General features: G+C 50.3%; 19 protein-coding genes. 8 read left to right on the top strand and 11 right to left on the bottom strand.

The features are described 5' to 3' along the window. The first annotated feature begins 76 nt into the window (after nt 1-76). Both bamA and HY774_04885 read left to right on the top strand, forming a co-directional pair. Nucleotides 77-3,049 carry an outer membrane protein assembly factor BamA gene (gene bamA, locus HY774_04890; GenBank protein MBI4747799.1) on the top strand — a complete coding sequence of 991 codons (2,973 nt, stop codon included), beginning with the start codon at nt 77-79 and terminating at the stop codon, nt 3,047-3,049. A 106-nt stretch (nt 3,050-3,155) separates the two neighbouring features. After that, a complete protein-coding gene (locus HY774_04885; GenBank protein MBI4747798.1) occupies nt 3,156-3,713 on the top strand; it encodes a hypothetical protein in 558 nt (185 codons plus the stop codon). A 248-nt stretch (nt 3,714-3,961) separates the two neighbouring features. Here HY774_04885 and HY774_04880 read toward each other — a convergent pair whose 3' ends face one another. From HY774_04880 to hfq, 5 genes are all read right to left on the bottom strand, one after another. Then, nucleotides 3,962-8,272, bottom strand: a complete 4,311-nt coding sequence (locus HY774_04880) for a protein kinase (protein ID MBI4747797.1) — start codon at nt 8,270-8,272, stop codon at nt 3,962-3,964. 359 nt (nt 8,273-8,631) lie between these two features. After that, on the bottom strand, nt 8,632-9,423 hold the full coding sequence (locus HY774_04875; GenBank protein ID MBI4747796.1) for a nucleotidyltransferase domain-containing protein: 792 nt from the start codon (nt 9,421-9,423) through the stop codon (nt 8,632-8,634). A 12-nt stretch (nt 9,424-9,435) separates the two neighbouring features. Beyond that, a complete protein-coding gene (locus HY774_04870; protein ID MBI4747795.1) occupies nt 9,436-10,371 on the bottom strand; it encodes a nucleotidyltransferase domain-containing protein in 936 nt (311 codons plus the stop codon). 135 nt (nt 10,372-10,506) lie between these two features. Next, nucleotides 10,507-11,211, bottom strand: a complete 705-nt coding sequence (gene tmk, locus HY774_04865; GenBank protein ID MBI4747794.1) for a dTMP kinase — start codon at nt 11,209-11,211, stop codon at nt 10,507-10,509. Next, nucleotides 11,208-11,546 (bottom strand): RNA chaperone Hfq, encoded by a 339-nt coding sequence (gene hfq / locus HY774_04860; protein ID MBI4747793.1) that lies wholly within the window; start codon nt 11,544-11,546, stop codon nt 11,208-11,210. Before hfq ends, tmk begins: the two co-directional genes overlap by 4 nt. 403 nt (nt 11,547-11,949) lie before the next feature. Between hfq and HY774_04855 the strand changes: the two genes are divergently transcribed. From HY774_04855 to HY774_04835, 5 genes are all read left to right on the top strand, one after another. Then, complete coding sequence (locus HY774_04855; protein ID MBI4747792.1) at nt 11,950-12,423, top strand: SPOR domain-containing protein; 474 nt, start codon at nt 11,950-11,952, stop codon at nt 12,421-12,423. Nucleotides 12,424-12,581: 158 nt separating this feature from the next. Next, nucleotides 12,582-13,493, top strand: coding sequence for a transporter (locus tag HY774_04850; protein MBI4747791.1), 912 nt, complete (start codon nt 12,582-12,584; stop codon nt 13,491-13,493). A 159-nt stretch (nt 13,494-13,652) separates the two neighbouring features. Continuing rightward, nucleotides 13,653-14,075: an ATP-binding protein gene (locus tag HY774_04845; GenBank protein ID MBI4747790.1), complete on the top strand. Its 423-nt coding sequence runs from the start codon at nt 13,653-13,655 to the stop codon at nt 14,073-14,075. A gap of 92 nt (nt 14,076-14,167) precedes the next feature. Then, nucleotides 14,168-14,509, top strand: a complete 342-nt coding sequence (locus HY774_04840; GenBank protein MBI4747789.1) for an STAS domain-containing protein — start codon at nt 14,168-14,170, stop codon at nt 14,507-14,509. Between the two features lie 96 nt (nt 14,510-14,605). Next, nucleotides 14,606-16,381 (top strand): SpoIIE family protein phosphatase, encoded by a 1,776-nt coding sequence (locus HY774_04835; protein ID MBI4747788.1) that lies wholly within the window; start codon nt 14,606-14,608, stop codon nt 16,379-16,381. Between the two features lie 102 nt (nt 16,382-16,483). On the opposite strand, the gene HY774_04830 is transcribed toward HY774_04835, so the two are convergent. From HY774_04830 to HY774_04815, 4 genes are all read right to left on the bottom strand, one after another. Next, nucleotides 16,484-17,653 carry a 1-deoxy-D-xylulose-5-phosphate reductoisomerase gene (locus HY774_04830; GenBank protein ID MBI4747787.1) on the bottom strand — a complete coding sequence of 390 codons (1,170 nt, stop codon included), beginning with the start codon at nt 17,651-17,653 and terminating at the stop codon, nt 16,484-16,486. 186 nt (nt 17,654-17,839) lie between these two features. Further along, nucleotides 17,840-18,997 (bottom strand): FAD-binding oxidoreductase, encoded by a 1,158-nt coding sequence (locus HY774_04825; GenBank protein ID MBI4747786.1) that lies wholly within the window; start codon nt 18,995-18,997, stop codon nt 17,840-17,842. A gap of 79 nt (nt 18,998-19,076) precedes the next feature. Next, complete coding sequence (locus tag HY774_04820; protein ID MBI4747785.1) at nt 19,077-19,559, bottom strand: PilZ domain-containing protein; 483 nt, start codon at nt 19,557-19,559, stop codon at nt 19,077-19,079. 206 nt (nt 19,560-19,765) lie between these two features. Further along, nucleotides 19,766-20,095 (bottom strand): S-adenosylmethionine decarboxylase, encoded by a 330-nt coding sequence (locus HY774_04815; GenBank protein MBI4747784.1) that lies wholly within the window; start codon nt 20,093-20,095, stop codon nt 19,766-19,768. Nucleotides 20,096-20,708: 613 nt separating this feature from the next. Here HY774_04815 and HY774_04810 point away from each other — a divergent pair. Next, nucleotides 20,709-21,086, top strand: coding sequence for a septum formation initiator family protein (locus HY774_04810; protein ID MBI4747783.1), 378 nt, complete (start codon nt 20,709-20,711; stop codon nt 21,084-21,086). Between the two features lie 381 nt (nt 21,087-21,467). Here the strand turns inward: HY774_04810 and HY774_04805 are convergent, their stop codons facing one another. Together HY774_04805 and pilQ are read right to left on the bottom strand one after the other, a co-directional pair. Then, complete coding sequence (locus tag HY774_04805; protein MBI4747782.1) at nt 21,468-21,836, bottom strand: hypothetical protein; 369 nt, start codon at nt 21,834-21,836, stop codon at nt 21,468-21,470. Next, nucleotides 21,836-24,427 carry a type IV pilus secretin PilQ gene (gene pilQ / locus HY774_04800; protein ID MBI4747781.1) on the bottom strand — a complete coding sequence of 864 codons (2,592 nt, stop codon included), beginning with the start codon at nt 24,425-24,427 and terminating at the stop codon, nt 21,836-21,838. Before pilQ ends, HY774_04805 begins: the two co-directional genes overlap by 1 nt. Nucleotides 24,428-24,457 lie beyond the last annotated feature (30 nt).

Below are 24,457 nucleotides of genomic sequence, written 5' to 3'. Positions count from 1 at the left end.
TCTCACGGTGGCAATCAGCTCAGGAACGTTTACTGCAACGGCAGCACAAGATCAAATGGCACACAGCTCTATTTTTATGCGCATACGCTGGTTTTTCTTGGCACTTCTTTCACTGGGAGTCGTCACTCCACTCCAGGTTCAAGCCGCAGTCTCCCACTTTTCCTCAACCCTTTCTACCCCACAAGATGAATCCGCTCAACAACGTATCGTTGAAGACGTGGAATTTCGTGGGAATCGTCGAATTCCAACGGATACAATCCGGTTGCGGGTCTCAACCAAGCCTGGCGATATCTACAATCGCGATCAGGTTGAACGCGACTATCAGGCCATTGTGTCTGAGGGTTTCTTTGATGAATTTGAAAGTCGCGTGACGGTCGAAGAAGGCTTTCGCGGTGGCGTCATCATCGTGTTTGTTCTGCGCGAGCGGCCTATCATTCGTGATATTCAATATGAAGGACTCAAATCGGTTCAGTTGAGCGATGTGCTCACCCGATATCGCGAAAAAGGCATTTCCCTGACCAAAGATTCCCAGTTTGATCCGGTCAAGGTTCGACGTGCCGAAGAAGAACTGCAACGCATGCTGAGCGAAAAAGGCCGACCTGAAGCCAGCGTGAAGGCCGATGTCGAAGATATTTCAGCCACAACCGTGGTCATTGTCTTCAACGTGGACGAAGGTCCCCGTGTCCGGGTGACCAAAATTGATTTTGAAGGCAACAAGGTGTTTTCAGACCGCCAGTTGAAAGGCGCGATGAAACTGACCAAGCAGTCCAGTTTGATCACGATTTTCACCAGCAAAGACGTCTATGATCCGGGCAAATTTGAAAATGATATGCTCCTGGTGCGTCAGTTTTTGCTGGATCGGGGCTATTTGCGACCAGTGATCGGAGAAGCCAAGGTCGAAGAAGCCGGAATGGTCCGCAGTCGCTGGATTTTCTTTGGCAAACCCAGCCGCGCGTTGAAAATCACGATCCCGATTGATGAAGGCATTCTCTATCGGTTTGGTGACCTGTCGGTTGAAGGTTCGACCATCTTTACCCCAGAGCAGGTACTGGCCGTTTCAGGCATGAAAAAAGGTGATATTGCCAGTGGCAAAACGATCCGCGAAGGGGTGTATGAACGCCTGAAAAAAGCCTATGGCAGCCAGGGGTATATCCAGGCGGAAACCTCTCTGAGTCAGGACTTTAAACCGGTGGCGCCAGATGCCACGGAAGGCGTGGTGGACTTCACCCTCAACGTGACTGAAGGCTCAGTGTTTACGATTCGACGCATCGAGTTCCTGGGCAACTCGGTCACCCGTGACACGGTACTGCGGCGTGAACTCCTGGTTGACGAAGGCACACCCTATAACCAGGAATTGTGGGAATACAGTCTTTTGCGCCTGAACCAGCTCGGATTCTTTGAAGAAATCAAAAAGGAAGATGCCCAGATTCAGACGGACGAACGCAATAAAGAAGTGGACATCAACCTCCGCGTCAAAGAAAAAGGCCGCCAGCAAATCCAGTTTACCGGCGGTGTCTCGGGGATTGGCGGTTCGTTTATCGGGATCACCTATTCAACCAACAACCTGTTTGGGTATGGCCAGTCGGTGACGGTTGACATCCAGGCCGGGAACCGGCAGCGCAACGTCGTGCTGTCATATAGCGAACCCTATCTCTTTGGAAAACCAATTGGGTTGGGAGTTTCCTTCTTTAGCAGCCGGTTGAATTTTGTGAATGGCATCGCGTCGTCAGGTCAGCTTGTCAATGCCGGAAACAACCTGTTTGGACTTAGTGGTGAAACGCTCTTTACCCAGTCAACCACTGGGGCTTCACTTTCACTGAGCGCTCCGCTTTCGGTCCTGACCCGGCGCTTTTCGCGGTTTGCCCGTTTCTCACGGGTTGGTGTTTCCTACTCGTTCAGCTCCACCAAAGTCATTGATCCTCCAGTCAACCGCGACGACAACCCGGACAACAACCTGCTGGTTACCTACGAACAGCCAGGGATTACGTCGAGCACAATCAGTCCGTCATTTGTCTATAACACGCTCAATAGCTCGCTTGATCCAACCCGTGGCACCAGCCTCTCGCTGGCTTTGAGCTTTAGCGGTCTGGGCGGCGACGTGAAGACAATCTCCCCACTGATTGAATACAAGTACTTTAAATCCACGAACTTCCTGGCTCAGGGCAAAGACCAGCCAGCCGTGTTTGGAATGCGTATTCTGGCTCAACACGTGAGTGGATTTGGAAAAGTATTTGACAGTAACTCACTCTCATTTGTCGGAGGGATTCCAATTTTCAGCCGCTTCTTCCTGGGAGGTGAAAACACGATCCGTGGCTATAACATCCGGTCAATTTCACCGGTGGCTCAGGTCCGGAATTACCGAACCACCACCAATGTGAAAGTGATTGACGTGCTGACTGGCCGAACGCTGAAGATCCTGAAGGAAGGCCAGACCATCCGCGGGGTTGACTCATCTGTCATCAAACAATTTACTTTTACAGATGACTTGCTTGAGGATCCAGGTAACTTTCCACGGTTTACTCAGGTTGGGGGCGACACCAACCTGCTGCTCAACCTTGAATACCGCATTCCAATTGCGGGTCCAGTCGCGGTGGCAATGTTTGCCGATGCCGGAACAGTGTTTAACTTGCGCCAACTCAACAACCAGAATCTGGTTTCCAATGCCCTGCCCACCACCTTGACGCCGTTTGGCGAAGTCTTGAATCCTCGAGGTTTACTCGCAACTCAGAAGGAAATCAATGACTCCCGGACACCTGAAACGCCGCCGGGCGCTCTGCCAGAAGGGTTCCGAACGATCTTAATTTCAGGTGATCAGGTGACACGAAGCGAAGTCCTGCTGAGCAATGAACTGGGTGGCCTGAGACGAAACTTCCGATCTTCACTGGGAGCTGAAGTTCGGGTTCAGGTGCCGGTGCTCCAGGTGCCATTCCGGCTTATCTTTGCATACAACCCCAACGCTCGGGTCTTCAACCCAAGTGCGCCAGATCCACGCTTGCTGGCCATCGAGCAAAAATTCACTGTCCGGTTTACCGTCGGACGGACCTTCTAAAAATTCAACGGATTGAGAGGTTTGGGGTTGGATTCAGTGACCACGCCGACACAGGTTCACTTCCCCCCTTCCCCATCCGCTAACCCCTAACCCTGGAAGAAGTAGTATGTCGAAATTCCGTTTTTCTTTGTGTGTTTTTGCCCTGGCTATCAGCCTTGGGTTTGGTGCTCCGCAGGCACAGGCTCAACAACCTGCCGCTCAAGCCGAAGCCAAAATCGCTTTTGTGAATTCACTGGAGTTTGGTGAAAATATCATTGAGTTCCGGCAACAAACCGAAATTCTTGAGCGTGAATTTAAACCAGCCAACGATCAGCTCGAGAAACTGGCTGAACAGCTTCAACTGGATGAAGAAGCCCTTCGCCGCACGTTGCAGGATCTTCAGCCAGGGGCCCGTCAGCGCCGGGTTGAAGAACTTGAGAAAGCTAAAAAAGACTATAATCGGAGAGTTGAAGATCTCAAAGAAACCATCGGGAAACGCTCAATCGTCGCGCTTGATCCGCTACGTCCCGGACATTCCCAGGCAAGAAGTAACGGGGTGCCGGGTTCCGGGTTCCGGGTTCCGGGTTCCGGGTTCCGGGTTCCGGGTTCCGGGTTCCGGGTTCCGGGTTCCGGGTTCCGGGTTCCGGGTTCCGGGTTCTTCGAAGGGATGCAGCCTGAGGGATGAAAAAATCTCTTGTCACTTTGTCATTCTTTTACTTTGCTTTGCCATTTTGTAACCTTGTTACCTGTCAGGGGTTTCGCCGCGAAGTGGTGGTTGAATTAAGACAGGTCGTTTACGGATTGCAAAATTGATGATGATTTCCGGTTCGGGTTCGAAAACCCTGAACCCTGAACCCTGAACCCTGAACCCTGAACCCTGAACCCTGAACCCTGAACCCTGAACCCTGAACCCTGAACCCTGAACCCTGAACCCTACATTGGCACGACCTGCTGTAAAATATTGCGCTCCCGTGCAAAAGCCGACTGATGTAATTCTTCTGGAAGTCCAGCCTGAAGCTGAACCAGGATTTCACTGGCTTGAAGCAAATAGGCTTTTTCCTGCTGTAAATCTCCGCCTGACCGGGCAATATCAGCCAAACCTCTCAGTGCCTGCCACATCAACCGTTGATGACCAATCTCACGAGCCAGCGTGAGTGCCCGGTCATACATTCCAACCGCAAATTGTCCCAATCGAAATCGAATATTTCCAAGTGCAATATAAGCCTGGACTTCCAGAGCCGGACGTTCCATTTCACGAATCAAGGAAATCACCTGCTGGGCAATATCCAATGCCAGACCCAGCTTGCCTTTAAAGGCCAAAATATATCCACGAGTCAGCATCGTGCGGGCCTGGGTTTCAGGGTGATTCAGATGAACCGCCAGGCGATAGGCTTGATCAAGGTATTCGGTCGCGGTCGCTAATTCCGCGGCGACCTCAGGGCTCATTGTGATCGGATTCACCTGGGTTTTCCCATGTGCCTGCTGCACCGCCAGTTCAAAGTGGAGTCGCCCCATCAAAGCCAGCAGGTGCATTTCACTCAACCGATATCCGCCGCATTGGGCACTGGTCAGCGCGGTTTGGAGAAATTCTCTCGCCGTGGTCCAAATCCCCATGTCCAGATACAGGTGACCCAGTAAGGTGCGTGCCTGCCGCGCGGCAACCCATTCGCGCTGACCGCGTTCACGCTGACTGAGTTCAAGCGCCTGGTGTCCTCGTTTGAGCGCCTCGCCATAACAACCCTGATGGTGAAGGGTCATTCCCATTCCGCAGAGCGCCATTGCTTCGGCGTTTGTGTTTGATTGCTCCTGGGCTCGCCGCAACGCCTGTTGACATTGCTCCAAAGCTCGGGCGTAGTGAGCCAGTCGCGTGTGAATACCTGCCACCAGCAGCAAACTCATCAGGATTCCTGCTAAATCCTCCTGTTGAATAAATCGGGCCAGTCCCTGGTAGCCTGAATCCAGTGCCAGACGCAGATTCCCCTGATCTTCATACAACCTCCCCCGCCCCAAAGCCACCAGTGCCAGGACGTACGAACTGCCCACGGTGTCAGCCAGAGCCTCGGCCTCGGCAATCTGGTTGGTGGCCGCCTCAAAAATGCCCAGCGTTTGCAGAACACCAGCATATTCAAGATGAAAGCGGATATAAGTCTGGATGGTTTCCTGGGATGAAGTGCCCGGAGACAACGTCCTGGTTGAGGCTGGCTCAAGATGATGCAAGGCAATTTGGCCCGTTCGATAGCTTTGGTTGGACCATAAAACCGCCAGGGCATGCGGTTTCCGCAAAATCGCCCTTCCAGCACGCAGTGCGGTTTCAAATGCCGCGTCCCATTGGCCGGCTTTCAGGGAATGTTCGGCCAGCGGAAACGCCCAGGCTGCCTGGCCTGAGGCATAAGGTTCAATCAGTTTACAGACCCGCCGATGAAGGTCTTTGCGGTCCTCCTGATCAAGTCGTCCAGCCAGAATCCGACCCACCACTGGATTGGAAAAACGATAGCCATCTTGAACTTCTTCATCTTCCACCAGTATCTGCCGATCCATGGCTTTTTCCAGAATTTCCAGTAGTGTTCCTTCAGGAAGTTGGGTCAGTTCACGAAGCACATCAAAGGCAAATCGTTCGTGAATAAAAGCAGCCATGGACAACACATCCTGGGCCTCTGGATCCATCTGGGCAACCAGAGCCTCTGCATCCCGAAGCACACAGGCCGGCACTGGCAAAACATCAGTACCTGAGGAAAGTCTCCAGCAGTCGGCTTGATACACAAGCCGGTTCTCTTCGTGGAGCAAGGTTACCAGCTCTTTCACATATCGGGGATTGCCTTTGGTTTCAAGCATTAACCGGCAAATAGCTTCTTCACAAACTTGTGACGGCCAGACCATTGACTCAACCAATCGGCGCACATCATGGAGTGTAAAATCAGCCAGACTGATTGATTCGCCAGGAAAGGCGCGTTGAATCTGACGAAACCAGGCTTTGACCAGACTCCCGTCCCGTTCAATCTCAGGGCGGCAGAGGGTGAGGATCAGAAAAAACCGTTCCGAACCAGTTCGGCGCAACAGGTAGGACACAAACTCCAGTCCGGTCGGTTGAGCACAGTGCACATCATCCACGCACAAAATCACCGGACGACACCGCGCAATCAACCCAAACACCCTGGTAAAATACTCAAATTGCTCGATTTTCTGTGTTTCAGCCAGTAATGGAAGGTCGCGACCTGAAGCGTTGAGGATCACCTGTGAAACAGCCTCTTGATCCAGAAAATCTTCCCGGACCCGGTCGGTTAAAGTACCAAATGTGGCGGGCAGGCTGTCAGGATCTTCCTCAACCAGCCGTTTGAGCAGATCACGCAGGGCTTCGTAAAAAATTGACAATCCATCATCTGGCTCAGCCTGGGTAAACCTCACCTGTCGGATAAACACATCCTTGAGCGCAAGTTGATCGCCCAACTGCTCCAATAAATAGGATTTCCCGCTGCCTGGATCTCCAAGTATCCAGGCTGGATATGCCGTATCCCGGAGGTTTTGGTAAAAAGCACTCCGCAACCGTTCAATCACCGTACTTCGGCCAACAAAACGATGCTCTTTTAACAGACCGACGAATTCTGTCTCGGTGGAAAGCTCTAATTGAGGGAGCGGGCCGGTGCGGAGCGACTTAAGAAATGTGGCCTCCAGTGCTTTTCCAGCCGGCAACACCGTTGGTTCATTTTCCAAAATCACGGTGCCCCGCTCTTTTTTTCGAGCCCGTTGCAGGCGCTCCAGAGCAATTGTGATCAGGGGTTGTGCCTGTTCACCGCGTCGAAACAAAACGCCGCCGGCGGAGACAACCAGCCGGGCCGCCATTCCCAGCAAAGGATTGCGCTGCACCGTTCGGTGAAACTCAAGCACTGATCGATGGGTAAAGTTTTCGATCCGTGATTTGGCATTGAGATTGGGAGATTCAGGCCAGGGCAAGGCCACCAGCCATCGGGATTCACTATAGCGCCCAAGCAATGCGGCGCCGCCAAAAACTCGGGTCAGAATCTGTCCGGTATCCCGCAGTGCCTGCTCAACCTCTTCAATCTGGGCGGTTGTTCGCCAGGCTTCCCATCCCACCAGCTCCAATACCAGCAAACACCCGAGCGGTGTTTCCGGAGGCACCGGCGAAGTCTTCAGTAGCCAGTCTTCAAAGCGGCGAATAAAGGCGGTGCGCAGGTAACACCCACTGAGCGTCTCACGTTCATCGAGTTCCCAGGCGGTTGGCACATCCAGCAGGGTCGCCACCAGGGTTGGGGCATTGGTTGATGAAAGAGAAGCAACCGATGGACCCGGTGGAGTTGGCCCTGCTCCTGCGGCCATACCTTCAGAGCCGGCGTCGCTTTGGGTGTGGGATTGGGCTTCCTGATGCCATCTTTTCCAAATCCCCTCAAGTTCGGCAAGCACATCAGACAGCGTTCCAGGTCGGCTGGAGGGTAATTTACTGAGCAGGCGGAGGATAAAGGATTCAAGCGACGCAGGTAGTTCAGGACGGAATTTTCGCAGATACGGCGGGTGCTCTGAGATCTGTTTGAGCAGAATATTTGAAATGGTCGTGTCGCGAAACGGCAATTGTCCAGTGAGCAACTCAAACAACATCACGCCAAAACTGTAGATGTCGGTTCGAGCATCAACCGTGTGGCCCAGGCATTGTTCCGGAGACATATACTCGGGGGTTCCCAAAACCCACCCGGTTCCAGTCAGTTGTGCGCTGGATTGATCAAGCTGATCCATTTTGGCCATCCCAAAATCAACCACTTTGACGATTTCAATCCCAGGGGATGGCCGGTGCAAGAGAACATTCGAGGGTTTTAAGTCCCGGTGAATCAATCCCAGGGCATGCGCCGCGCTCAGAGCCTGGGCGACAGGCCGCATGAACTCAAGCGTTCGGTCAAATGAAAAAAAACCTTTGGCGGCCAGTTCCTCACTCAAACTTGGCCCTTGGAGCAATTCCATCGCGATGTAGTAAATCCCATCTGCCGTGATGCCATAATCCAGAATGGTCACCGAATGGGGGTGATTCATCAGGGATGCCGCCTGTGCTTCGCGTTGAAACCGGTCAAGTTCGGCTTTTGACTCCTGATGGCGGATTTTGACCGCGACCTGTTTCCCCGTGGAACATTGCTGTGCCAGATACACCACCCCCATGCCACCACTGCCAAGCTGGTGCAACAGTTCATACTTGCCGTCAAACACAAACCCGGTAAACGACTCGTTGCTGGGTTCCATCAGCATGTGCCCATCCTTGGGGCAAACCGTAAGACCCGATGGAAAGTCAGCTTGGCAGTGTGGACATCGCATGGCTGATTTCTCGCAGAGAAAGACACGTGTGCTCCCCTGATCACGGGAGGCGGCAAAACAATCAACACCAGAATAAGGAAAACCAACCACCTGGTTCTCACCCTGCGAAGCAGGTGCCGGCTCGGAGCCCAGGGTGAATCTTCAAGCCCTGGGAATCTGGTCCTTCCCCACCTTTTTCCCATCTGGCCAGTTCCTGGACTCAAAACCGCTCATTTTTTCAACTCTTCACTCGCATCACTACTTTAACCTCTTTCGAATCCTTCAACTGAAGAAGCCTGGCGATCTGTTTTGGACTAAACCTGAGATTGAAGCCGGACCCGGACCAGTAAGTCATCCAACGCTGCCTGGGCTGAAGGACCTGGGCGTTCAGGCAGATGGGACGATTGCTGGGCGGCTTCCAGGGTTTGAACCAGCCGATTGAACTCACGCCGATGGAACTCCACGTCAGCATCGGCCAGGGTTCCTTTTTCCGGGCCGGCTTGTTTGCGGGCAATCAACTCAGCCAGATACGGCAACCCATAGATATCATTCAGTTGCATCAGATTGGCTTCGATCTCTCCGCTTTCCATCAGGTGAATCCCAGTTAATAAAACCCGATACACATACAGGAGCGGTTTTACCCGTAACGGGGTTTCCTTTTCAAACAACTTCCATTGGGTCGCTGCAAACCCTAGATAATGGTGGCTGTGGTGGCGGGTAAGACACTGACGGGCAATGAGTTTCAGTTCGTCATGCTCAGGTGTTGTCCGTAAGATCAGGGGAGAAAAAAGTTGCTCCAGAACATACCCGTTCCGCTTTAGCATCATGCCAAAGAACTTCCGAATGTCATGGGTGACCAGATCCAGTTCCAGCCCATTTGGATAGACAGTTGAAAGTTCGAGGGTTTCGTTTTTTGGCTCCAGCCTCAGAGCTTCGGTGAGCGGCAGTATGTGCGTGCCCCGAATATCAAAATCCGAGTCAGGGGAGGCAAATCCATAGAGATGCGCTCCACTCACGGTCACAAACAAAAAAGGAAAAGGCTGAGCCGTGAGGATGGATTGGAGTTGAGCCAGTGATTCAGGTTGGATGTGGTTAAGTGAGTTCATCATTTTTCAGTTTCAGACGACCTGACTTCGTCGGACAAAAATCAAGAACGCATTTGCCCGGTCATACTCAGGGCGTTCGGGCAGCACGGACGTTTCAAAAGCCCGGTCAAACTCTTGATGAAGGGTTAACCGCCAGGCATTGATTTCGGCCCAGTCGAGTTCACCGTTGCGAATGGCCAGCAACTGATCCCGAAATTCAGCAACCTGCACTGGAACAAACCCTTCACGCAAGATCGTGATACCTGACAGCAGCAATCGAATCAGGTGCATGGCGTGTTTCCACTTGATGCTTCCCCGTGAACGCAGGTCCTGTTCCAATTTCTTAAATTGGGACATGACATATCCGTTATAGGTTTGATAAACCAGTCGGGAAAGAAAAATCGAGCGCATCGCCAGGAGTTCTTCAGCCAGAGGTGTGGCGGTCTCAATCAAGGGTGAATACAGGCATTCCAGGACATTGGGATTGGCTTTGAGCGCCAGGATTAAAAACTTCTTGATTTCCCAGTAACACTCTTCCGTATCTTTATTTTCCAGTTGTTCCGGCACACCAAAGAGTGACCATTGGGCATCGGCTGGAGGAACATAAATTCCCCGGCGATCCGTGTCGGAATCGGCATGATCAAGGCCATACGCCCGCGAACCCACAATACATCGAAAAATGACATACTCAGACCAGTCAACTTCGCCCAGACTGGTTTCAGTTGAGGCTAACCCTTGATTTTGGAATTGTTTCCGCAGGGAAAACTGATGACGGAGCAGTGTGCCTTCCTGACCATCGGGGAATCGAACCCGGTACGAATGCGTGTGGTCAGTCGGAGCACCAACAATAACCCCAACGGCACCTGGTGGATAATCGTGCCTGGAATTGAGTGCCCGACAGGCAATTCGAGTCACAATTTGAGTACCGGTCGGAACAATCAAAACAAGTGGGGAGGAAAGATCAGGCATGGGGCTGAAGAATTTCGGGCTGAAGAATTTCGGGCTGAAGAAGCCGGGCTGAAGACATCGGGCTGAAGACTTTGGGCTGAAGACATGGTTTTCTTTCATCCCTCGTCCCTTCGATTGCCCCGAGCTTGCGAGTCTTCAGCCCAGGTTCAACACCTCAGAAGGCAAACAACCAATGACTTTTTGATGAAGTGTTTCAATATCGCAACAGGCGTCAAGCACTCGAAACCGATCAGGTTCCGCCGCTGCCAGCGAGAGATATCCGGTCCGGACGCGTTCGTGAAAATCCCATGGCTCCGAATCAAGGCGATCCAGACGACCGGCTGGCCCCTGGAGAGCTGATCGGTGGAGTCGGCGCTGGCTTTCTTCAACCGGTAAATCGAACAAGAGCGTTAAAGTGGGCTTCAGTCCCTGGGTTGCAATCGCGACCAGTTGTCGGATCACCGCCAGGTCCCGCTGGCGTCCAATTCCCTGGTAGGCCACAGTTGAGTCAATGTAGCGATCACACAAGACAATGCGACCTGCCAGGAGGGCAGGGCGCAAAATCTCCTCGACATGCTGTGCCCGGTCAGCGGCATACAGGAGGGCCTCAGCCATCGGGGTTGGAGGAAAAGGGGATTTGGGAGAAGGGGAAATCTCACCAGATACCACCGGTGTGGAATCTGGTATGGTTTTTTCCAAAACGAGCTTTCGGATCCGGACGCCTAACGCCGTCCCGCCAGGTTCACGGGTTGCAAGTGGCTTGATTCCTTTTGATTCAAGGTAGCGAGCCAGCAACTGCCATTGGGTTGTTTTCCCACAGCCGTCTATGCCTTCAAACGTGATAAAGAAGCCGTTTGTCATCCTTCGTCTTTATCACTGTCACCTGGACTGGAATGCCCGGCAGCTCCAGCGTGCCCACGACCAGCATTTTCACGGTATTCACCACGCTCGCTTCCCCCTCCTTCATATGGGCGCCCTCCAGATGAACGGAGCATTGACACAGTTGAAATAGCGTGTTTAAAAATCATTTGTTCTTGATTGCCAGATTCAAGAATGACGGAGTACTTATCAAATCCTCGAATCCGCCCGGTTAATTTGACACCACTCATCAGGTAAATGGCAACGGTCACACGGTCACGACGGGCCTGGTTAAGAAAACTATCTTGCAGGTTCTGTGGAGGAGGTGCTTTATCCATGTTATTTATCCTCTTTCACGGAGCATTGCCAACTCAATGAATTGGCGGGGAAATCAAAAGAGAGCATTTCAAGAAACAGCGTTGCGGGTATATGACACGGCGGCCTGAACGAGTTCTTGAACTCTAGAAAATGAGAAGAAAAAATGACAGTTTGATACTAAAATTTGGGAAGCTTCAAGGCGATGATGGACGGACAAAGCTCGGCACACACCCTACCATATAAAAATTCCTTCTTGCAACTCCAAAGCCGTCTTGTTTGCAAACTCAGAATTGATTCACAACTTGACCTTCTGGCCAGGACTTGTTTCTCGTGTTGAAACTCACGCCCATTCCGCCGTATAGTAGCCTTTCTTTTCAGTGTTGACCCGGCGATGTGACCTCTCATTTTGTTCAAGTTTTTCCAATGAAGCAACTTACCCATTTTTCGGATGTACCAATCCATCTTCAGCGGCTGACGGTCTCGGTTTATTTTGGCTGGATTGTAACCTGTATTGTGTTTTTTATTCTGGGTCTGGCTATCGGCAAGCTTTCAACGTCACGATTTGAATCGGCGGTTCAGGTGCAATCAACGCGCTCGGATAAACCAACGCCCGGACAAACCACTGAAGAACGACTGGCCCAAACGGCGGCGGCAACAGCTCAATGCACCGTGCTGGTAACCGTGTTGAGCAATGCCACTGAGGCAAATCAGGTGGTGGCCGACTTGCGGCGAAAGGGATTTACCAGCGCGTATATCACGCTTCCCACCGAAGGCGCCTCAAACCCGGTTTATACAGTGAAGGTTGGTTTTTACAATCTCCCGACGGCCAATCAGGTGGCTGAGGAACTGCAACGCGACCTTGGTTTTAAGAACGCCCGAGTGATTACCAATAACTAGCGAGTGGCGAGTGGCGAGTGGTGAGTAGTCAAACCAGTTTTTTCTTTAAGTTCAACTATTTCACTCACGTTTGATTGAGTACCAGGCGAAGTCGGCCATAAGTATTTAAACCCTATCTTGCTACTCGCTACTCGCTACTCGCTACTTGCTAAACTTTTATGAGACATCACCCACTTCTCTTCTCCCTCAAACCGATCAACCTGACTCGGTGGGGCGTTTCCCGACTGATTCAACTCCTTGGGCTTGCCTGTTTCTGGCTGGTGATGTCTCTGGGAGTTCAGGCACAGCAACGACCCTTGCTCACCGAAGACGTGGACATCATTCCCCCTGGCAATGTTCGGGCTCAGCTTGGGGTTGAATTCCTGCAGGATCAACGGTTTGGGCTTTCCGGCTTGCGTGGGGATCTCACTCGTGCCGGGTGGGCTGGGTTGCACTTAGGTCTGTCATCCAACGTCTCGTTTTCCGTTGAAGGGGTGATGCGCAACTTTCTCAATATTGGTGAAGCTGGCCCATCACCGATACCACTCTCCATAGCTCCTGGCGCCACCTCAACCAGTGATTTTGGCGACCTTACCCTGTCAACAAAGGTTAAACTTCGAAATGAAGGGAAGCGTATGCCGAGCCTCGGATTCAAACTTGGTGTGACCCTTCCAAATTCTGATCAGGCTCGCGGCATCGGCACCAATACTCTCAACCTGTTTGCAACCACGCTGGTCGGCAAAAATTTTCTCAACGGGCGGCTCCGGACTTTTGGTAACATCGGAATGGGTATCCTGGCCGACACCCTTGATGCCCGGGCACAACAAGATGTTCTTCTCTATGGGGTTGCCGGCATCCTCAAGGTCAATGAGCGATTAAATCTGCTGGGCGAGGTCAATGGTCGGTACAACCCGCGCCGAGCCAAGCCGGGGCTTGAAAGCCAATCTCAAGCCAGGTTTGGGATGCAACTCAAAGCCGGCGGGTTCCAGTGGGATGTGGCTGCGATCAAAGGGCTGACTGACTTTAGCCCGCAAAGCGGCGTTTCCCTTGGCATTACCTATGAGTTCAAAGCATTTGAACCGGTGAAATAACCTTCGATTTGGGTGATAACACCCCTGTTACCAGCCGGCAACACCCAGACCCACCAATCTGGATTCTTCAACTTACACATCACCCAACTGTGCTACCATAGCGCGGTTTACCTGGCCAGGCATCACCTTTGCGTAGAATTTACAGTGGAGTGTCATTCAATGGATAACCTGCCCCACGACAAGCCAGAAAACGAAGTCTTTCTTCAAATCCCGATGCTGCCCAACATGGAACTGGCAGCCACTGAAACGGCCCATCGGATTGCGGAATTTATGCAATTTGATCCCAACAAAATTGATGAGATCAAAATTTCTCTGATCGAAGGCATTCTCAATGCTTTTGAACACAGCCAGAGCAAAGACAAGATGGTCTATATCAAATTTCTGATGCGGGATGATGAGCTTGAAGTCACGATTCAGGACTATGGCATTGGGTTCAGTATTTCCAACGTCAATACCAAAATTGAACCACTCCAATATCGCGGGTACGGACTGACACTGATCAGTAATCTGATGGATCGGGTTGATGTAACCTCGGGTCCGGACGGCACCAAAGTTGTTATGTCCAAACGACGACATTCCTGATCCTGAGTTCCGCGTTGAGGTTCACTCACTGGCCGATTGTTCAGGTTTTAACATTGATAAGAGACATTGTTTGGGAAAAACGAGGCATTTACATGGCAGACGTATTCAAAGTTACCACACGGCAGGAAGACAAATTCGCAATCATTTATACCGAGGGGTATATCAATAACCTCGCCGGAGACAAAATTGTTGAAGAGTTTAACCGACTGGTTGGAGAAGATACCCGGCATTTCATCCTCAACCTGCAAAAGACCCAACTTGTCAACAGTATCGGGATTTCGATCCTGATCGAGGTCATCGAAAAGGTTCAGGAAATTGGCGGGACACTGGCCTTTTGCCACCTCACTCCGATCATCGCGAAAACGTTCAAAATTATGGGATTGACCCAGTATGCCAAAGTCTATGAGACCGAAGAAGACGCCCTGAAAGCATAGGTCAGCCGGGTGACTTCTTTTCCTGTTCCAGTGCTGAACTCATTGGCCCACCAGGGGGTTCCCAGATTTGCAACCTTTCCAAAGGATGAGTATTGAATGTCAAGCTACCAAGGGGATGAAAAAGTTGAGCGAATGCTGTATAGCCTGACGGCACTGGCTGACATTGGCGAAGCCATTACGGCTGGGAGCAGCTTTGAAACCACAATCCGCGAATTGCTGCATTTGATCCTGGGCACATTGACTGTTTCCAAGGGCGCCATTTTGCTTCACACACCTGAAACATCAACGCTGCGACTGCTCGTCGGTCGGGGAGTTGACACAGCCTGTCCAGTGATTCCCTTTCCATCAGCGGTCGCCAAAGCTTTTTGCGAAAACCAACAACCAGTGATTTTCTCACAGGCTGATCATGTGTTTGGTTCCTTTGTCGAGCACAATCACGAGGCCCTGACGAAACTGCATGCCTATGTCTGGACACCACTGATTGTTGGGAATCGGTTATTGGGTATTTTGAACCTCAGCGAGAAATTTGGGAAACACCCCTATACCGATGATGACCTCCAGATGCTCAATACCATTGCACACCACACGTCAATCGCCATTTATAACTACCAGATTATTGATGAACTCCGCGCAACCAATTTCAAGCTCAATCGAAAAGTACTTGAAATGGAATCGCTCTATGATGTTGGGTTGGCCATCAGTTCTCTGCTGGATTTGGCCGAGCTTTCACGTGAAATCCTCCAGCGGGCCGTGATGCTGCTGGATGCCAGTCGCGGGGTGTTGTTTTTTACGGAAGGCGCCAATTTGCTCCGGGTGGCAGCCTCCTTTGGGATGGAAGATCGCTATGCGGAAGGCGCTCTGGTTGATCTTCGCCATGTCCCTGCGCAACTGGTTGAAGTAGCGCTCACGGGGAAATGCAGTTGTATTCTCAATGAACGCAGCCAAAGCCTCTCGCCTGAAGCCCAAAACCGGTTGATCGTTCCGATTCTGATCGCGCAACGAGTCATTGGCGTGCTGATGGTTTCAGACAAAGAAACACGAGAAGGGTTTGCTGAATTCACAGATGATGACGAGCAGTTCCTGGCGGCCATTTGCAACCAGGCGGCCATTGCCATTGACAACGCCCGGTTGCATAAAGAAGCCCTGGAAAAGGAACGCATTGAAAAGGAACTGGAAGTGGCCGCGACGATTCAGCAACGGCTTCTTCCTGATGCCGCTCCTACCCTGGATGGAATTGAATTAATTGGTGTGAATATGTCGTGCCGGCAGGTTGGAGGCGACTATTACGATTATATTCAATTTGACAATCAACAACTTGGAATTGCGATTGCAGATGTCTCGGGAAAAGGGACACCCGCCGCATTACTGGTCTCAACCCTCCAGGCCAGTTTCCATGCCTTGCTGCAAAACTATGACCTCACCGAAACGGTGACCCGGTTGAACAAAGCCATTTTTAAGGCATCTCCGTCTTACAACTACATCACCTTTTTTTATGGTGTGATTGATCTGAAAACCCGGTCGTTTTGTTCAATTAATGCCGGGCACAACGATACATTTTTGATTGATGCTTCAGGTGAAGTTCGGCGACTTTCAACCGGTGGGTTTTGCCTTGGCATGTTTGATTTTGCCACCTATGAGGTTGAACAAACGTTCCTGAGACCTGGCGATATCATTTTTCTCTACACGGATGGAGTGACCGAATCAAACAACCTGGCCGGAGACGAGTTTGGTGAAGAAACGGCACTTGAACTCATCATCACCAATCGCCATCTCCCCATGGCAGAACTCTTCGGCGATGAGTTGACTGATCCCACTCAAGATGAAGACTGGGGAACTGGCGGGTACCACTCAACGTGGAGTATCTGGCCCTGAACCCTGAACCCTGAACCCTGAACCCTGGTGGTATGATATTTCCATCCGACTCCCTTAGAAGTCAATACTTTCGAAGAAGAACCAAGAACCAGGAGCTAACCACTAACCACTAAGTTGACGAGTTACCCACCCCTCAGCTTCAGTTCTTGCCCAGTAGTCAGCAGTCAGAATTGTTTCTAAATCAGAGGTTGGTTGAATTTGGTGGCGGTCCATCACTTCAGCAATTAACCGTGGAATGGCGATAAAGGGAATCCGCTCCGCCAAAAAAGCCGCCACCGCGATTTCATTGGCGGCATTGAGCACAGCCGGCATGGTTCCGCCTCTCTGAAGTGCTTGATATGCCAGTCCGAGACAGGGAAACCGCTTCATATCCGGCAACTCAAACTCTAATTTTCCAATTCCCACCAAATCCAAAGCCGGTAAGTTGGCCGGCAGGCGATCCGGGTATGTCAGGGCATACTGAATCGGATGCCGCATATCAGTGACTCCAAGCTGGGCAAGCACTGATCCATCAACAAGCTCAACCATTGAATGCACGGTTGATTGCGGGTGGACAATCACCTCAACCCGACCAGGTTCAATCCCAAACAACCAGCGCGCCTCGATGACTTCCAACCCTTTATTCATCAAGGTAGCCGAATCAATCGTAATCTTGGGTCCCATTTGCCAGGTCGGGTGCTTTAATGCCTGGGCAACCGTTAATCGTTCAAATTCCTCAATTGGCGTTTTGCGAAAGGGTCCACCACTGGCGGTGAGAATGAGTCGCCTGACTTCGCTCCTCGTCTCACCCCGCAAGCACTGGTGTAAGGCATTGTGCTCGCTGTCAATCGGCAGGATTTCAGCCCCAGATTCCTGGGCAACGCGGGTCATCAGTTCACCAGCCATCACAAGGGGCTCTTTATTGGCAATCCCCACCCGCCGGCCAAGTTCAATTGCCTTGAGGGTTGGTAAAAGCCCACGCCCACCAACTGTGGCCGAGATCACACATTCAGTTCCAGGGTAACTGGCAACGGCGACCATGCCCTCCATCCCAATTCCAATATCACCCGAGTAATCATTTTTGACCAGATTCCTCAATTGATCAGCCGCCTGCGCAGTACCAACCGCAACAAACTGTGGATGATAGGCTTTGATTTGTTCGGCCAGCACGGCAACATTATTGCCAGCGCTCAAAGCAGTCACTTCAAAGCGTGGGGAGAGATGGGTAATGACGTCAAGGGTACTGCATCCAATGGAGCCAGTTGAACCCAGAATGGAAATGGTTTGAGGCATAAAATGATGGTTCAGGGTGAGGGAGTTTGAGATATTGGGATCGAAAATGTACTGACTTTCCACATTGGGTGCAACCATCCTGGAGTGCCGGCTGGTGAAAACAACCCTATAATGGCAAAAAGGGAAATTGTTTCACCCGAAATGAAACACCTTCCCTTTGGTTGCGCAACGCACAGGTCGAACTGATTAAATCACGGCTGTTTCGTGCAACAGTTCACCTTTTTCAAATCGGTCCACCTTCAACTCAGACACATTCAGGGTTCTCGATTCACCAAACATGACCATTTCCGCAATTGAAATGCCCATGGCTGGTGAATGCATAATGCCATGCCCACTAAAACCGTTGCAGAGGTAAAACCCTTCCAGGTTTGGTACCGGGCCAACAATCGCATGGTGATCAGGTGAAATAGAATAGAGGCCACCCCAACACCTTCGAAGATTTATCCCGGCATTTTCGAGACACGGCATCCGTGGGAGTGCTTTTTCAACAATCACGTCAACAAAATCCGGATCAAAAACAGTGTTAAAGCTTGGAGGCTCATCTGGATCAGCCCAACCGATCATTACTCCACCTGATTCTTTGCGCATATAACACCCATTGCTCATGTCAATCAGCATGGGGAGTTCCATCGGAAGCTCGTCAAATTTCTCGGTATTGACCAGTTGCCGACGAGTTGGTTGAACGGGAAGGTCAATCCCCACCCATCCGGCTGTGATCCGGGCCCAGGGACCGGAAGCATTAATCACGGTGCGGGTCGAGACAGTGCCATGGTTGGTTTCAACACCCGTGACCCGACCTGATTGCGTCAATATATTGGTTACTTCCGTTTCCAACAGGATTCGCGCCCCTTGTTCACGCGCTTTATGGTTGAATCCCTGCATGACACTGTATGGATCAACAAAACCATCTGTCGGGCAAAAACTTCCGCCCACCAAGTCCTCAGTAAAGAGTTGTGGCACCATTTCCCGGATATCATCCCGGCTGACAAATTGAACTGGTACCCCTTCCTGCTGCTGTACTTTCATATTGGCCTGCAAATATTCAATATGCTCTGGCTGCGTCGCCATAAATAAATAGCCAAAGGGGTGATACTCAGGATCCTGTCCGGTCATCTCCTTAAATTGGGAAAAGACATCAATTGAAAATACCGACATGCGGATATTGACCGGGGTGGCAAATTGTTGCCGAACTCCACCAGCACTCCGACCAGTCGAATGCTTTCCCTGAAAGGTCTCGCGTTCCAGGATAACAACATCCTTGCACCCGAACTGGGTCAGGTAATAAGCAATACTACAGCCAATAACACCTCCGCCGATGATAACAACCTCTGCCGATTTAATCATAGAGTTCCTTTGTTGGTTGGTAGTTTGTTGATGGACGAACCCGGTCTGGCCTGGTTTGAAAAACTTCCGGGCAATCCCGCTAGAGTATTCCCTGACGCTGTAAGAGGTGTTTCCAGTGTGTATTTTGTTCGACAAATTTCAGGCCGGCGGTTTTACCAACCCCTAACTTCCAAACCACCTCAACGATGGCGGAAGTCTCGAAATCTGAGTCCACAACCGTAAATTTTAAGACACTGCCGGCTTCAATATCCTGGTGGGTAATAATTTTGGCACCATTCAAGCTGACATCTTCGGTGATGGTTTTTTCTCTGAACGGAATTCCCTCTCGACTGGTCCCTTCAATTTGCACCTCCAGGTTAACCGGGAGTCGCTTTTCTCCCCGGCGCTCTTCTTCATCAACTGGGGGTGCTGGCTGTTTGCTTTCTTCCAGCAAGTCATCGTAACAAGCCTGGCATACCGTGCGGTAATTTAAGCTCCGGACGACTTCGGCAAATTCGGGGACACGGGTAATGTCGAAAAGTCGATCTGATCGCTCATCACAGCTATCGCAAAACCCTGGCATATGTTTTCTCCGCGTGGATAAGGTTGTGGATTCAGTTAATTGGTCGAAATGACAGTCCAAACTCTATCTGAGAACATGGCGTGAGGTTGTATGGCAAATGGATTGAATTGATTTTGTACCTGGAAGGTGAGGTGTAGAGGATATTAACAGCGTATTCTCAGTCGTGAAAAGCAATTTTTTGAAAGTCGCTTCACTCTGCGAATGGGCTAAGCATCCAAAATCCCGCGAGACAAAATTGTTTTCCGAATGACTGAAGGTTCGAAATAGCCGACGAGTTTTCTGAAGAGGGCGTCAAGATCCATTTCTTTTGGTGCGTACAGATCCAGAGTAACCAGGTTTTTGGCCGGGTAGGTAAACACTTCCAGTCGAATCTCAGGCCATTTGACCAGTATCCACGCTCCCTGGTTTTGTTGAGGATAAACCTCAATCATCGAGGGTGGTTCTGGTGCCTGGTGAAACCCTTGAATGAATTGGTCACTGGCTTTCAGCCGATCTGGCAAGACCTCAATAAAATCGGCTAACAGAGTTTGATACATGGTACTTCTTTCGAGGGATGGTTGATTCAATTGCTCCATATCGGTTCCACCACTTCCTTTTCCTGTTGCATTCTGGTTTTGTTTTTTGGCTTTGCCATTGAGTTAATTTTCAAGTGAAGACACTCTTTTTTTCAAGTTCGACTCCCTTTTATCCTTTTGGTTTTAGGGATTCCCTCGATCTGGTGCAGAATTGCTCAATTTTATCTCTATTAATCTTTTTTATTTTTCTCTTTTTTTTCTTTGATTTTTTCAAAACAAATTTAAATTATTTTCACGCCACATTCCAACTCATTCCCGGCTATGGCTCTTTTAATTACGTTTTTAAATCTGACTCGAATTTCTTACCTTTACCTTAATAAATCCATATATATGAAGTAAATACATCTCAATTGCAAGAAATTACTAGAATTTTGTATTGCCTTTTCCAGAAAAGTCATGGTACTTTTCTGCTCTACCAAGGGTCCTTCCTCTCCTTCTTATCACCCAGGGGTTTCTGGTTTTTAATCAACTTTAATTTGGCTTTCTTCTGTATTCCATGGTAATTCTCCACTGTATTACCTAGTACTTTTCTTTTCTTTTCCTTCGAATTTTTGCGACAGGTTGGAGGTGTATTTTGAATCACGTTGAACTTACCCGCACTGTTTCCCCGGTTACTTCGCTCGAGAAGCCAATTCAGTTTACGCTGAGCCAGGTAACGCAACCGGTTTTTTCGTTTCCGTTGATCTCAACCATGATTTTGCTGGCATTGGGCGGATTGTGTGTTTCGGTTGGGGTGAGGACTCAACAGGAGCTCCTCCAGGCTCACCACTCGCAACTGGCTGTGCAACAGCAACTGAACATCAAACAAATTGAAATTCAAAAACTCAACCGTGACATACAGGATCTCTCTTCCAACCCGGTCTCTATTGAGCATGCAGCTCGAAAAATGGGTATGGTGAAACAAAATGAAGTTGTGGTGATTTTACCCGATGCTCCCTGTACACACCCGTGATACTTGTTTTTATACCAGTTTGTAGTCAGTAGATCGTAGTCAGTAGTCCACTAACTCTATTTGATCAAATAATTTAACTGTTCTCTGATACGATGGCTTCATTCCAAAATGGTATTAGTCAACAATCAGAACTTCGCTCAATTTTTTGGCTGGCGAAAGATTTGCTCCTGAGTAGTGATTATTTTTAGGAATCAAAGGCTGTAAACTGGGTCAATAGTCAGCGAAACCCCTCTCCTTGAATCACCTTACGTTCTCCCACCCTGAGGACTCCAACTCACACCAGTAGATTTCGCTTTTCGCAATTGGAAAAATTGAATACAGGCAAAAAAAACCCCCTACTTTAGGTACCTAAAGTAGGGGGTTTTTTCGAAGGGACTGGCGTCAAATTGAAAATTCTTCTGCAATTTGAAGCTGAGCTTTGCGGAGCTCAAAACGGGCTCTTCCAAGGTTTCCATCAGGCCGAATCGCAATTAAGAGAAAATACTCTCGATTGATCAATTTCATAACGAGGGTCATTTCAGTGGACATGACGGTCAGCTCATTCAATGCCCCCACCCCAACGTCTGAGGTGAGGCGCATTGAATTTCGCAGGAGCGTCGCATGCGCGGCAGCCACCATGTTGAGCGCCTCGGATTTGTCCAATTTTTGAACTTCGACTTGCTCAACCGCAATTCCATCCAACCCCATGATCAATGCGCCGAGACTTCCTTCGACTCTCCCAATAATTGACCTGAGAAGATCTGCAAACATTACGGCTGGCCTCCGACTGTTGACTGGTCAACGCCAGCCGGTGAAGGTGCAGGGACTGGGGTTGGTGGCACTCCATTGGTAATGAAGTTTTCACCGCGGAAAATGCGTGGGGTGATGAAGAAAAGTAATTCCGTGGTTTGGCGTCGAACTGAACGTTGTTTAAACAAGTTACCCAACAACGGAATGCTTGAAATCCCTGGGGTTCGATTCACTGAGTCACTTTCACGATCAACGTTGACACCACCGATGATGGTTGTTCCCCCATCTGGCACTAAAACCAATGTTTTTGTGCTTTGCCGATTGATCGCAGGTTGACCATTGACCGTAATTGATTGATTGACGCTGTCATTTGTGGACTCAAGACTCAACAACACGTTGCCCTCAACTGTAATTTGAGGAGTGATTTTGAGACCGAGCGTTGCTTCCTGGAACGTTGTGGTTGAAATGGCGGTCGCACCAATATTTTGAGCGGCAGTATAAGGAATTGACGTCCCAGAAATGATTTCGCCCTCTGAGTTATTTTGAACCGTGACTCTCGGTGACGAAATCTGTTTGGCAATTCCCTTTGATTCAGCAGCGGTCAATGCGGCTGAAATGAAGCCAGTGCCAATTAACCCAGTCGTCAAACTCAACACTGAACTCGCCGGGTTCAGGTTCCCAATAGCGCCTGAAGCCAGAGGGCCAATGAACAAACTATCAGCTCCGGATAATCCCTGTCCGAAAAACGAACGCGGGGTAAACGTCCCCTGGATAATACCGTTTCCACCATCTGTAGTTCCGCCAAAGCCAAAACCGATGGACTGCCCGCCAGCGGTTGAAAAGCCAACCCCACCGCCACGTCGAGCAACGACCCCGGTAAATAACTGAACACCAAGATCCCGGAGGAAGGTTCGATCAGCCTGAACAATGCGGGCCTCGATTTCAACCTGAGGCTCAGCCACATCAAGCCGGGCGATGATTTGACGGATTTTTTCAACTCGTTCAGGAATGTCAGTGACAATCAGCATGTTGGTACGTGGATTGACTGAGATTGAACCACGTTGGGATAACGACTGGGATACAATTGGTCGCAGACCAACTCCACCAATGCTCCCTGGTCCAACTCCACCACCGGCGCCGCCACCACCGCCGCCACCACCTGCGGCAGCACCACCACCCAATTGACCACCCAGCACCCGCTCATATTTGAGCTTAAAGTATTCAGTAATCATTGGGATGTTGTTTCGGGCAGCTTCAGCTCGTTCAGTGCGTTGTTTTTCTTCTTCCGCAAACGCAGTCAATGTCGCAATGCGAATCAATTTTCCTTCGGTTTGGTATCCCAACCGATTGGACCGCAAAATAGCTTCCAGGACTTGATTCCACGGAACATCCGTGACTTTCAAAGTCACCTTGATATCCCCGGTGGCTGATTTATCCAAAACAAAATTGACATCATAGTTGTCAGATAAAAACCGGAGAATATCGCTCAAGTCAACGTTGGTGATGTCAATGCTCACCGGTGGCCCGACAAATCCTGGTTCTCCAAATTGACCAGCTTGAGCTTTCTTGTCTCTGGCTGATTTTGCTGGAGTTACAGGTGGAGGTTCAGGTGAGTTGACTTTAGTAAAAGCCGCTGGTTTCAAATCAGCTAAATTTGAAGTTGGGCTTACTTTCTCATCCGTCAGTTTCGTGTTGGAAGCCACGAGCGGGGTTGTTTCCTTTGGTTCATCAACTGCCTTTCGTGATCGGGTCACATCGGTGGCCACCGCTGGTTTCACAACCGGCTTCGTTTCATTTTTGGCAATCAACGTTCCCACTTTCACAACTAATCCCGCATTCGTTTCAACCACGGAATATTCATGTTCCCGGCTCAAATCAAACACAATCCGGGTATTGCCAGGACTTGGACTTCCAATCCGGACACGCTCAACCCGATCATCCTTAATGCTTACCACTCGTTGTGGCATGGCACTTTGAACGTCTTGAAGGTCAATGACTAAGCGCTCTGGTTGGTGAAGTAAGAAGTGTTTGAAATGAACTCGACCATCAGTTTTGATTTGAGCCTCAAACTGATCGGTGGTCGTAGCGGTTTCAATGGCCTGGATGGTTGTTCCAGTTGCTGTCGCAACCGCTTTCTTGGCATCCAGTGCTGGCGAGTCAGAGGTCGCATCACTGGTCATTGTCCCCTGGAGCTTTAATTCAAGGATCAGGGTATGAGTGGCTTGTTCAAACTGAGACTTCACTTCACAGGGTTGAAGCAATTGAATTTCAACACGTGCAGCTACTTTTCCAGGCAACCCCACTGATTTCACCTGAATTGCTTCAATCAAGCGGCCTCCGCCTGGGTTTGTTGGTTGAAGCTTTGATGTATCCACACCGTACAGATCAACCGTGATCAGTCGTGATTCAGGACGCAGCACGGTGTAATCAAAATGGGCGGTGCCTTCAAGAACCACTTTTGCTTTTTGGGCATCTGCCGGTTGAACCTTCAGGGCGGTGACCATCGCCAGATCGCCTTCCGCCTGTTGGGGGACAACGGCTGCTGCAATGTTGGTCCACCCTGCAATAAAAGCTAGCGCCACAGCCATGCACACGCGGTAACAGCTAGGCATAGGAATACCTCCTCAAATGTGTCGGAAAGA

It is taken from the genome of Acidobacteriota bacterium, assembly GCA_016208495.1.
GTDB lineage: Bacteria > Acidobacteriota > Blastocatellia > Chloracidobacteriales > Chloracidobacteriaceae > JACQXX01.
This window is presented reverse-complemented; position numbering and strand designations above follow the sequence as displayed.